We start from the raw sequence: 12,116 nt of genomic DNA, 5'->3' as shown, positions 1-12,116 counted from the left end.
GGGGGCGGGGGGCCCACCCCCCCCCCCCCACCGGAGGTCGTGCCGGACTACCCGATCTCGGCGATCAGGTCGCCGCCCTCCACCTGCTGCACCCGGCCGATGGCGAGCCGCTTGACCTGGCCCGCCTGCGGTGCGGTGATCGCGGCCTCCATCTTCATGGCCTCGATCGTCGCGATGGTCTGCCCGGAGGCGACCTCGTCGCCTTCGGCGACGGCGAGCGTGACCACCCCGGCGAACGGGGCGGGCACGTGGCCGGGGTTGCCGCGGTCGGCCTTCTCCGCCACCGGCAGGTCGGTGGCCACCGAGCGGTCCCGCACCTGGATGGGCCGCAGCTGGCCGTTGAGGATGGCCATCACGGTGCGGATGCCGCGCTCGTCGGGCTCGCTGATCGCTTCGAGGCCGATGAGCAGCCGCACGCCCGGTTCGAGGTCGACCGAGTACTCCTCGCCGGGCCGCAGCCCGTAGAAGAAGTCCTTGCTGCGCAGCAGCGAGGTGTCCCCGTAGGCCTCGCGGTGCTCGGTGAACTCCTTGGTGGGCTTGGCGAACAGCAGCCGGTTGAGGGTGCCGCGGCGGTCGTCCTCCAGCCCGGTGCGGTCCTCCGCGGTGAGCTCGGCGACCTTCCGGCCCCCGGTGCGCCCCTCCAGCGCGCGGGTGCGGAACGGCTCCGGCCAGCCCGCGGGCGGCTCGCCCAGTTCCCCTTGCAGGAAGCCGATGACGGAGTCCGGGATGTCGAACTTGCGCGGCTCCGCCTCGAAGTCGGCGGGGTCGACGCCGGCACCGACCAGGTGCAGCGCGAGATCGCCGACGACCTTCGAGGACGGGGTGACCTTGACGAGCCTGCCGAGGATCCGGTCGGCGGCCTCGTACATGGCCTCGATCTCCTCGAACTTGTCGCCGAGGCCGAGCGCGACGGCCTGGGTGCGCAGGTTCGACAGCTGCCCGCCGGGGATCTCGTGCCGGTACACGCGGCCGGTGGGCGCGGCCAGGCCCGCCTCGAACGGCTGGTAGACCTTGCGCACCGACTCCCAGTACGGCTCCAGGTCGCACACCGAGCGCAGGTCGAGCCCGGTGGCCCGGTCGGTGTGGTCGGTGGCGGCGACCACCGAGGACAGCGCGGGCTGCGAGGTGGTGCCCGCCAGCGAGGCCGCGGCCCCGTCGACCGCGTCCACCCCGGACTGCACCGCCGCCAGGTAGGTGGCCAGCTGCCCGCCCGGCGTGTCGTGGGTGTGCAGGTGCACCGGCAGGTCGAACTCGCGGCGCAGCGCGGTGACGAGCTCGGCGGCGGCGGGCGCGCGCAGCAGCCCGGCCATGTCCTTGATGGCCAGCACGTGCGCCCCGGCCTCCACGATCCGCTCGGCCAGCCGCAGGTAGTAGTCCAGCGTGTAGACCTTCTCGGCCGGGTCCAGCAGGTCACCGGTGTAGCAGAGCGCCACTTCGGCGACGGACCTGCCGGTGTCCCGGACCGCCTGGATGGCGGGGCGCATCTGCTCGACGTCGTTGAGCGCGTCGAAGATGCGGAAGATGTCGATACCGGTGTCGGTGGCCTCCTGCACGAAGTGCTCGGTCACCTCGGTCGGGTAAGGCGTGTAGCCGACGGTGTTGCGCCCGCGCAGCAGCATCTGCAGGCAGATGTTCGGCACCGCTTCGCGCAGCTTCGCCAGCCGCTCCCACGGGTCCTCGGCGAGGAACCGCAGCGCCACGTCGTAGGTGGCGCCGCCCCAGCACTCCAGGGACAGCAGCTCCGGCGTCATCCGCGCCACGTGCGGGGCGACGGCCAGCAGGTCCTTGCTGCGCACCCGGGTCGCCAGCAGCGACTGGTGGGCGTCGCGGAAGGTGGTGTCGGTGACGCCGACGGCGTCGGACTCCCGCAGCCAGCGGGCGAAGCCCTCCGGGCCGAGTTCGGTGAGCCGCTGCTTGGAGCCGTCCTGCGGCGGGGCGCTCAGGTCGACCTCGGGCAGCTTGAACACCGGGTCGGCGGCGGTGGGGCGCGGCCCGTTGGGCTGGTTCACCGTCACGTCGGCCAGGTAGTTCAGCAGCCGCGTCCCGCGGTCGGCGGAGTGCCGCGCGGTCAGCAGGTGCGGGCGTTCCTCGATGAACGAGGTGGTGACCCGGCCGCCCGCGAAGTCGTCGTCCTCCAGGACCGCCTGCAGGAACGGGATGTTCGTGGCCACGCCGCGGATGCGGAACTCGGCGAGGGCGCGCCGGGCGCGGGCCACGGCGGTGCCGAAGTCGCGGCCGCGGCAGGACAGCTTCACCAGCATCGAGTCGAAGTGCGGGCTGATGCTGGTGCCCGCGAACGCGGTGCCGCCGTCGAGCCGGATGCCCGCGCCGCCCGGCGAGCGGTAGGCGCTGATCATGCCGGTGTCCGGCCGGAACCCGTTGGTGGGGTCCTCGGTGGTGATGCGGCACTGCAGCGCGGCGCCGCGCAACCGCACCGAGTCCTGCGTCATGCCCAGGTCGGCGAGGGTCTCGCCCGCGGCGATGCGGATCTGGGACTGCACGAGGTCGGCGTCGGTGACCTCTTCGGTGACGGTGTGCTCGACCTGGATGCGCGGGTTCATCTCGATGAACACGTGCCTGCCCTGCTCGTCGACGAGGAATTCGACGGTGCCCGCGTTCACGTATCCGATCTTGCGGGCGAAGGCGACGGCGTCGGCGCAGATGCGTTCGCGCAGTTCGGGGTCGAGGTTCGGGGCGGGCGCGATCTCGATGACCTTCTGGTGCCGCCGCTGCACCGAGCAGTCCCGCTCGAACAGGTGGATCACTTCGCCGGTCGCGTCGGCGAGGATCTGCACCTCGATGTGCCGCGGGTTCACCACGGCCTGCTCCAGGAACACCGTGGGGTCGCCGAAGGCGGATTCGGCTTCCCGCATCGCGGCTTCCAGGGCTTCGCGGAGCCCGTCGAACTCGGCGACGCGGCGCATCCCGCGGCCACCGCCACCGGCGACGGCCTTCACGAACACCGGGAACGGGATCGTCTCGCCGACCGACATCAGCTCGTCGATGTCCGACGAGGGCGCGGAGGAGTCGAGCACCGGTACGCCGGCTTCGCGGGCCGCGGCCACCGCGGTGGCCTTGTTCCCGGCCATCTCGAGGATCTCGTGGCTCGGCCCCACGAAGGTGATGCCCGCGTCGTGGCAGGCCTTCGCCAGGTCCGGGTTCTCGGAGAGGAACCCGTAACCGGGGTAGACGGCGTCGGCGCCCGCGGTCTGCGCCGCCTTGATGACCTCGTCCACGGAGAGGTAGGCGCGCACCGGGTGCCCTGGTTCGCCGATCTCGTAGGACTCATCGGCTTTCAAGCGGTGCAGCGAGTTGCGGTCTTCGTGCGGGAACACCGCGACGGTGCCCGCGCCGAGCTCGTAGCCCGCGCGGAAGGCTCGGATCGCGATTTCGCCACGGTTGGCGACGAGGACCTTGCGAAACATGCCGGCTACCTCCTGGACAGGTGTCGGACGGTCCCGAAACGGTACCGCGAAAATTCCGCCTGACGAGAGAATCATGGGGTGACCCACGTCATCCGACCGTAATGACCTGCGAGGACGTCGAGGCCGCACAAGACCTGCGGAAAAGAAAAATCCTCGATTTTCCCGATCCGGCAAGATCGGGAACATGATCCACCGCTCCGGCCGGGCCACGCCACCACTGGACCACCCCGCGGCCGGGACCGCCGGGTGGCGCCGGTCAGCTCTTCTCGAGGTAGCCGGCGCGGCCCTCGTCGACGACCTCGCCGACCATCCGCGCCAGGCCCGGGTGCGCACGCAGCGACGGATCATCGGCGACGTAGCGCTGCGCGGCATCCCTCGCCTCGGCGATGACGTCCTCATCACGCAGCAACGACAACATCTTGAGCCCCGAACGACGACCGGACTGCGCAGCACCGAGCACATCACCCTCGCGACGCAGCTCCAAGTCCAACCGAGCCAATTCGAAACCGTCCGTGGTGGACGCGACCGCGTCCAGCCGGTCCCGGGTGGAGGTGCCCGCCATCGCCTCGCTCACCAGCAGGCACAGCCCGGGGGCCGAGCCGCGGCCGACGCGGCCGCGCAGCTGGTGCAGCTGGCTCACCCCGAACCGGTCCGCGTCCATGATCACCATGACGGTCGCGTTGGGCACGTTCACGCCGACCTCGACGACGGTGGTGGCCACCAGCACGTCCAGCTCGCCCGCGGCGAACGCGCGCATCACCGCGTCCTTGTCGTCGGCGGCGAGCCTGCCGTGCAGCACGCCCAGCCGGAGCCCGGACAGCGGGCCGGTGCTCAGCCGCTCGGCCACGTCTAGCACCGCCAGCGGCGGGCGGCGCTCGTCGGTGCCGGCGCCCGCGTCCTCCGGTTCTTCCACCCCGTCGTCGGTGCGCGGCTTCTTCTTCCCCTTCTTCGGCGGGTTCTGCTCGTCGTCGCCGATGCGCGGGCACACCACGTACACCTGGTGCCCGGCGGCGACCTCCTCCCGGACGCGCTGCCACGCCCGGTCCAGCCACGCCGGTTTCTCCGCCACCGGCACCACGCTGGTGCTGATCGGCGAGCGGCCGCTGGGCAGTTCGCGCAGCGCGGAGGTCTCCAGGTCGCCGTACACGGTCATCGCGACGGTCCGCGGGATCGGCGTCGCGGTCATCACCAGCACGTGCGGCGCGGATTCGGAGCCGCCGCGGGCCCGCAGCGCGTCCCGCTGCTCCACGCCGAAGCGGTGCTGCTCGTCGACGACGACGAGGCCCAGGTCGGCGAACGACACCCGGTCCTGGATCAGCGCGTGCGTGCCGACGACGATGCCCGCTTCGCCGGACGCGGCCTCCAGCAGTGCCTTCTTCCGCGCGGCGGCGGGCAGCGAACCGGTGAGCAGGGTGATGCGGGTGGCCCGCTCGGGGGCGCCGAGCTCACCCGCGGTGCTCAGGTCGCCGAGCAGTTCCGCGAGGGACCGGGCGTGCTGGGCGGCGAGCACCTCGGTGGGGGCGAGCATCGCGGCCTGCCGTCCGGCGTCGACGACCTGCAGCATGCCGCGCAGCGCGACGACGGTCTTGCCGGAACCCACTTCCCCCTGCACCAGCCGGTTCATCGGCTGCTCGGCCGCGAGGTCGGCGGCGATCTCGGTGCCGATCTCGGCCTGCCCGGCGGTCAGCTGGAACGGGAGCCTGCCGTCGAAGTCGGCGAGCAGCCCGTCCTCGCGGCGCGGGCACGCCGGGGCCGGGTTCTCGTGCGCCGATTCGCGCAGCCGCGCCAGCACCAGCTGCACCGCCAGCGCCTCGTCCCACTTGAGCCGGTTCTGCGCGGCGGCGACCTCGGCGTGGTCCTTCGGCCGGTGGATCTTGCGCAGCGCGGTCTCCAGGCCCAGCAGGCGGTGCTCGGCGCGCAGCTCCTCCGGCAGCGGATCGTCCGCGCCGTCCCAGGTGTCGAGCACCTGGCGCACGCAGCGGGCGAGGGACCAGGACGGGAGTCCCTGCGCGGACGGGTAGACGGGGATCAGCGCGCCCGCGAACTCCTCCACCGCCGAACCGGCCTGGTCCGGGTCGTCCGAGTCGAACAGCTGGTACTCGGGGTGGGACAGCTGGAACGAGCCGCGGTAGGCGGTGACCTTCCCGGCGAACATGCCCTGCCTGCCCGGCAGCAGTTCCCGCTCCCGCCAGGCCTGGTTGAAGAACGTGCAGGTCAACGAGCGGTGCCCGTCGGTGATGCGGGCTTCCACGATGGTGCCGCGGCGGGAACGCATGCTGCGCTTGGAGACGCGGTCCACCTTCGCCAGCACCGTCACGTGCTCGTCGAGCTCCAGCCCGGCGATGGCGGTCAGCTCCCCGCGTTCGGCGTAGCGGCGCGGGTAGTGCCGCAGCAGGTCGCCCACAGTGGACAGTCCGAGCGAGGATTCGAGCGCCTCCCCCGTCTTCGCGCCCAGCACCCGGTCGAGCCCCGTCTCCGAAGTGGTCATGCCGCCCTGCCCGTGTCGCCCGTGCACCGCCGTACCCGCTCCGAAGTTATCGGACGGGGGCGTCACCCGGGCGGACCGGTGCGCCGAACGGGCACCGCGCCGCGCCGGTTTTCCCGCTGCGGCACGGAGAACTCCGCCCGCCCCGGTGCCCGCCGAGCCGCGCACCGGGCGGAAGACCGCTCCCGTGCGTCGACGCAGGGCCTACTCGACGCCGAGCAGCAGCGCGGCGGGCAGCGCACCCGCCGGGTAACAGGCGCACTCCACTTCGGGGCGGTTCCGGGCGAGGTGCTCGACGATCCGGTCCGCGGCCGCCGCCGGCGCGCGATCGCCCACCAGCACCGTCACCAGCTCGCCGCCCGCGGTGAGCATCCGGTCCACCAGATCCCGCGCCACGTCGAGGAAATCGCGGCCCACCAGCACCACCTCGCCGTCCACCAGGCCCAGCACGTCACCGGGCGCGCAGCGGCCCACCCAGGTGAGCGCCTCCGATTCGGCGATGCGGAGTTCCCCGCGCCGGGTCGCGGCGGCGGCTTCGGCCATCACCACCGCGTCGTCGGCGCTGCGCCGCGCCGGGTCGTGCACGGCGAGCGCGGCGAGGCCCTGCACCGGCGACGCGGTGGGCACCACCACGACGTCCCGGCCGTCGCGCACGGCGCGCTTGGCGGCCAGCTCGGCCCGTTCGGTGATGGTCTCCCCGTTGGGCAGCAGCACCACGTGCGCGGCGCGGGTCCGCTCGATCGCCGCGACCAGGTCGGACACCTGCGGGTCCGCGTCCCCCAGCGGGAGCACCTCGGCCCCTTCGCCGCGGAACAGCTCGGCGAGCGCCTCGCCCGCGACGCAGGCCAGCACCGCCTGACCGACCGGATGCGCGACGGCCTGATCGGCGAAGCGCTGCACCCGGATGCGGCTGGGCCTGCCGGTCTCCACGCCCGCTTCGATCGCGCCACCGATGTCGTCGCAGTGCACGTGCACCGCCCACGCGCCCGAGCCGTCGCCGACCACGGACACGCAGTCGCCGAGCTCGCCGAGCGCGGTGCGCAGCCGATCGACGCCGTCCGGTTCGGCCTCCGCGAGCAGGTACATCACCTCGTACGCGTAACCGCCCTGCTCGGCGGGCACGGTGACGTCGCCGGCGGGCGGTTCCGGCGCGAGCCGGAGTCCGTCGTGCACCACCGCGTGCAGCGCGTCCAGCAGGACCACCAGGCCTCGGCCGCCCGCATCGACCACGCCCGCGGCGGCCAGCGCGGGCAGCTGGCCGGGGGTTCGCGCCAGCGCCTCGATCGCCGCGGCGGTGGCGGCGCGCACCACCTCGCCCAGCTCGTCGCCGACGGTGCCGGTCCCGTCCGCGGCGGCGCGCAGCACCGAGAGCATGGTGCCGTCCACCGGTTCCGCGATCGCCTCCGCGGCGAGGTCGGACGCCTGGTGCAGCGCGGCCCGCAACGCCGCACCGTCCATCGAGGTCGCCGACCGCAGCTCCGCGGCCACGCCCCGCAGCACCTGGGAGAGCAGCATCCCGGAGTTCCCGCGCGCCCCGGCGACCGCGCCCGCGGCGAGCGCGCCGAGCACCTCGCCCAGCACGCCGGGGCCGTCCGCCACCTCCGCCAGCGCCGAGCGCATGGTGTGCAGCAGGTTCGTCCCGGTGTCGCCGTCGGCCACCGGGTACACGTTGATCCGGTCCAGCGCCGCCCGGTCCCGCTCCAGCGCGGCCACCGCTTCCCGTGCCCAGCTCCGGGCCGCCTCCGCGCCGAACACCGGCGCCTTCGGACTTCCCACCACATCGCGAAGCCTAGGCCAACGGTCCCGCGCCGAGCCCGCGCCCGACACGCGGTGCCGGGACCGCCCGGCGGTGCCCGAGCCCCCGGCCGGAACGCGCGGCCGAGCTCCCGGCTGCACCGCATGTCAGGGGCCGCCGGGGCCGTTCGGGGCGTGGGGTAGGCTTATCGGGTCCCGGGTGGCGATGACCCAGGGCACCCGTAAGGCATGCAGGTCCGAACCGGCTTCGCGCCGGGAGGAGATCGCCGGTTCCTGGCGAGCAGCAAGCCCAGCGGTACGTGGTCCGGCCGGCTCAGCGGGCTGGATCCCCAAGCGGGCAGCGCTCGCGTGGACTCATCGCCGCAACCGAACTCAGGCTTCCCCGCCGCAGGCGTGGGAGGACGTCGAACGCAAAGTTAAGGGGTGTCTGACGTGGCTGCCGTCTGCGACGTCTGCAGTAAGGGTCCGGGCTTCGGTAACTCGGTCTCGCACTCCCACCGGAAGACCCGTCGCCGGTGGAACCCGAACATCCAGACCGTGCACGCCAAGATCGGTCTGTCGCAGCGCAAGCGCATGAACGTGTGCACCTCCTGCCTGAAGGCCGGCAAGGTCACGCGCGGCTGACAAGCCTGCCGCTCGCGCCGAACCCCGGGACGCACCGACGTCCCGGGGTTTTTGCGCGCCGCGACACGGGTCGCCCGGCTCGGCTGGTCGCTCGCCTCGGCTGATCGGGCGGCTCCGCTGAGGCGGGTCCGCTGATCAGGAAGCTGCGGCGATCGGGCGGGCCACTGATCGGGCGGCTCCGCTGGTGGAGGGGTTCCGCTGGCAGCTCCGCTGAGCGGGCGGCTCCCATGATGAAGCGGGCCACTGGTCAGGCGGCTCCGCTGGTGGAGGGACTCCGCTGATCGCGCCGGTCCCGCACCTGCGCGCGACCAGATGATCAGGGGTGGTGGTGCCGCCAGTGCGGGCCGATCTTCGCCCACTCCTCTTCCCACGCGGCGAGCCGCCGCTTGACGACGTACCAGCGCGCGGCGGCGAACAGCCCGCCGAGCACCGCACCCGAACCGAGCAGCACCGCGGCGCCCGCGGTCCCCGCCGCCTGGGTGGCCTCGGAGCGGGTGCGCGGCGGCGGTACCGGCCGGTCCTGCGGGTCCACCCAGATCGGCACCGAGTCCGCCAGCTGCGTCCCGGTGGGCACCTCGATCACCGCCACGTGCTCCGCTTCGGCGCCCCACCCGACGGCGACGGAGCGCACGACGGCCGCATCATCACCGGGCACGGCGGAGAGCACGCGGGCCGTGACCTGGTGCCGATCGACGTGTTCGGCGTTCACCTGCGCCAAGTGGTCCCGCAGCACCGCCTGGGACGCGATGAACGAGCAGAGCAGCACCACCATCGCCGCCGCCGAGAGCACCAGCAGCGCGACGGGTTCGAACAGGTCGGTCCGGCGCCGCAGCGGGTTGGCACCGGGCCACACTCCGCGCCGCAGCCGCGCCAGGACTCCTCCACTGACCGGGCCGGCACCCATGACGAGCCTTCTTCCGTCGGCGAGCACAAGTCCACCGCAGGCATCGAATGTACGACCGGCGTCCGGCGAAGGCCATCCGCCGAAACGGGAGGTGGGGCGGCCGCGTCCTGATCACCGTGCGTTGCGCCGAGGCGCACGTCGGAGCACGCCGGCACGGGAGCCGATGGGGCTCCCGGCGGGTGATCGGAGCAGGTGGCGAAGGCCCTGCGCGCGGTGCGGCGGGCTACCAGCCGGGACGGACGACCGCACGCGCGAACTCAGGTCCGCGCGGCGGGCGGGACCGAGATCGTCACAGTCCGTCAGCGACGACTTCTCCGGGGACGACCGGCAGAGCCGACCACCGGGGGCCGGCCACCGGACGCGATCGTCGGGCGCCGACGGTCAGGGGCCGATCGTCAGGGGCCGGCCGTCGAGGGCCGGCCGTCAGGCACCGACCATCGGGCGCCGAACGTGACGGGCGGCGGACCGTGGGGGCGAACTGCGGGCGGCGGACCATCGGGCGGCGAACGTCGGACACCGCCCCTCAGGGCAGCTTCCAGTCGACCGGTTCGGCGCCCGCCCGCTGCAGGATCTCGTTGGCCCGGCTGAACGGCCGGGTGCCGAAGAAACCGCGGTCGGCGGACATCGGGCTCGGATGCACCGATTCGATGGTCTCGACGCCGGGCATCATCACCCGGGTGCTGCGGGCGTCGTTGCCCCAGAGGATGGCGACCATCGGCTGATCGCGGGCGGCGAGCGCCCGGATCGCCTGCTCGGTGACCGCTTCCCAGCCCTTCCCGCGGTGCGAGGCGGGCTTGCCGGGCTGCACGGTGAGCGCGCGGTTCAGCAGCAGCACCCCGTGCTCGCTCCACGGCGTCAGGTCACCGCTGGTGGGCGTCGGATGCCCGAGGTCGGAGCAGTACTCCCGGAAGATGTTGATCAGGCTCTTGGGCGGCCGCACGCCCGGCGCCACGGAGAAGCTGAGCCCGACCGGGTGCCCGGGCGTCGGGTACGGGTCCTGGCCCACGATGAGCACCCGCACGTCGCGGAACGGCTGCCGGAAGGCGCGGAGCACGTCGTCGCCCGCGGGCAGGTACTGCCGCCCGGCGGCGACCTCGGCGCGCAGGAAGTCGCCCATCGCGGAGATCCGGTCGGCGACGGGTTCCAGCGCCTCGGCCCAACCGGCTTCGACGACCTCGTGCAGCGGACGTGCCATGGTCGCGCACTCTAGCGAGCGGCCTTGATCCACTGCTCGCCGCCCCGGCGGGCTCCGCCGCCGGAGGGCCGACGTGTTGTGCCCCACACTGCGGGGCGTCATCATCGATCCGGCCGCGAGCCATTCCTCCGGTCCAACGACCACGATCGCCATAACCGGCTGTGACCAGCGTTTCGACCGCCGCCACCCCCTCGGTCACGGCAGGCCACAAAGCGACTGCGGGGCGCCGCATTAGGCACGACGACAATTATCGAAACGGACACAAGTAGCCGTTTTGGTGGCCAGGAGGGAGCCGCTGGGCTAAGTTCCTGAGTACTCCAAACGTGTTCACACACCGTGGACGGCACGACCCGGAGGTGGCACACACCCTCATGACTGCACAGGAAACGGAAGAGCTCACCCCGGAACGGCGATCACTGCTCCGGCGGGCGGTCGGCGCCGCGGCAATCGGGAACACGACGGAGTGGTACGACTTCGGCGTGTACGCCTACGTCGCCGTCTACGTGGGCGAGCAGTTCTTCCCCGGACCGTGGGCAACGGTCTCCGCATTCGGCGTATTCGCGATCTCGTTCCTGCTGCGTCCCCTGGGGAGCATGTTCTTCGGTCCACTGGGGGACCGCATCGGGCGCCAAAAGGTGCTGGCGATCACGATCCTGCTGATGTCCGGTTCGACATTCGTGCTCGGCTGCCTGCCGAACTACGACACGATCGGACTTCTCGCACCTGTTCTGCTGTTGTTGTGCCGGATGGTGCAAGGGTTCTCGACCGGCGGTGAATACGGTGGCGCGGCCACCTACATCGCCGAGTACGCACCGAACCGGAAACGCGGTTTTTACGGCAGTTGGCTTGAATTCGGCACGCTTGCGGGATTCGGTCTCGGCGCACTGGTGCCGACCATCCTGATCCTCACGCTGCCTGCGGAATCGATGGCTTCGTGGGGTTGGCGAGTCCCGTTCCTGCTGGCCGGACCGCTCGGCCTGATCGGGCTTTACCTGCGGTCGAAGCTGGAGGACACTCCCGCGTTCAAGAACCTGGAGCAGAGCGACAACCTGGCCCGTTCACCGCTGAAGTCCCTGGTGCGCGAGTACTGGCGGCCGCTGCTGATCCTGATGGGCGTCGTGGTGCTCATCAACGTGGCGAACTACACGATCCTGACCTACATGGAGAGCTACCTGACCGACACCTTGCAGATCCCGGAAGGCCGGGAGTACGAGGTGCTGGTGCCGCTGCTCCTGGTGGTGGCGCTGATGATGGCGGCGATCACGCCGGTCGGCGCGCTGTCGGACCGGATCGGGCGGAAGCCGCTGTTCCTCTCGGCGGCGATCTGCTTCATCGTGCTGCCGTACCCGGCGTTCCTGCTGATCTCGCAGGGCACGATGCTCACCACGATGCTGGGGCTGGCGCTGCTCGGCGTGGGCCACCTGCAGCTGATCGGGCCGCTGGCGGCGACGCTTCCCGCGATGTTCCCGACGAAGGTGCGGTACGCGGCGTTCAGCGTGGGCTACAACCTGTCCACGGCGGCGTTCGGCGGCACCGCGCCGCTGATCAACGACTGGGCGGTGACCTACACCGGGAACTCGTTCTTCCCGGCGTTCTACCTGATGGGCGCCGCGTTGGTCGCGCTGGTCCCGATCCTGCTGATGAAGGAGACGGCCCGGCAGCCCTTGATGGAGGAGGCCGACGTTCCCGGTGCCTCCCCGTCGGCGGCGAGCTGAGCGGAGACGTGCG

General features: G+C 72.2%; 7 protein-coding genes. 2 read left to right on the top strand and 5 right to left on the bottom strand.

Annotated elements, in window-relative coordinates; genetic code table 11:
- Positions 1–47: 47 nt before the first annotated feature.
- From ABZ805_RS11210 to ABZ805_RS11200, 3 genes are all read right to left on the bottom strand, one after another.
- Positions 48–3,425, bottom strand: coding sequence for a pyruvate carboxylase (locus tag ABZ805_RS11210; RefSeq protein ID WP_358437699.1), 3,378 nt, complete (start codon positions 3,423–3,425; stop codon positions 48–50).
- Positions 3,426–3,681: 256 nt separating this feature from the next.
- Positions 3,682–5,913, bottom strand: coding sequence for an ATP-dependent DNA helicase RecG (recG, locus tag ABZ805_RS11205; RefSeq protein WP_358437697.1), 2,232 nt, complete (start codon positions 5,911–5,913; stop codon positions 3,682–3,684).
- Positions 5,914–6,114: 201 nt separating this feature from the next.
- A complete protein-coding gene (locus ABZ805_RS11200; protein WP_358437695.1) occupies positions 6,115–7,689 on the bottom strand; it encodes a DAK2 domain-containing protein in 1,575 nt (524 codons plus the stop codon).
- A 408-nt stretch (positions 7,690–8,097) separates the two neighbouring features.
- Here ABZ805_RS11200 and rpmB point away from each other — a divergent pair, with 408 nt between their 5' ends.
- Positions 8,098–8,289, top strand: coding sequence for a 50S ribosomal protein L28 (gene rpmB / locus ABZ805_RS11195; RefSeq protein ID WP_358437708.1), 192 nt, complete (start codon positions 8,098–8,100; stop codon positions 8,287–8,289).
- Positions 8,290–8,605: 316 nt separating this feature from the next.
- Here the strand turns inward: rpmB and ABZ805_RS11190 are convergent, their stop codons facing one another.
- Entirely contained in the window at positions 8,606–9,193 is a 588-nt protein-coding gene (locus ABZ805_RS11190; RefSeq protein WP_358437692.1) for a hypothetical protein, read from the bottom strand.
- A 523-nt stretch (positions 9,194–9,716) separates the two neighbouring features.
- The gene (locus tag ABZ805_RS11185; protein ID WP_358437689.1) at positions 9,717–10,388 is read right to left on the bottom strand and encodes a uracil-DNA glycosylase; all 672 of its coding nucleotides are present in this window, start codon (positions 10,386–10,388) and stop codon (positions 9,717–9,719) included.
- A 371-nt stretch (positions 10,389–10,759) separates the two neighbouring features.
- Between ABZ805_RS11185 and ABZ805_RS11180 the strand changes: the two genes are divergently transcribed.
- The gene (locus tag ABZ805_RS11180; protein ID WP_358437687.1) at positions 10,760–12,103 is read left to right on the top strand and encodes an MFS transporter; all 1,344 of its coding nucleotides are present in this window, start codon (positions 10,760–10,762) and stop codon (positions 12,101–12,103) included.
- Positions 12,104–12,116 lie beyond the last annotated feature (13 nt).

The organism is Saccharopolyspora sp. NPDC047091 (genome assembly GCF_040643635.1).
GTDB lineage: Bacteria > Actinomycetota > Actinomycetes > Mycobacteriales > Pseudonocardiaceae > Saccharopolyspora_C.
This window is presented reverse-complemented; position numbering and strand designations above follow the sequence as displayed.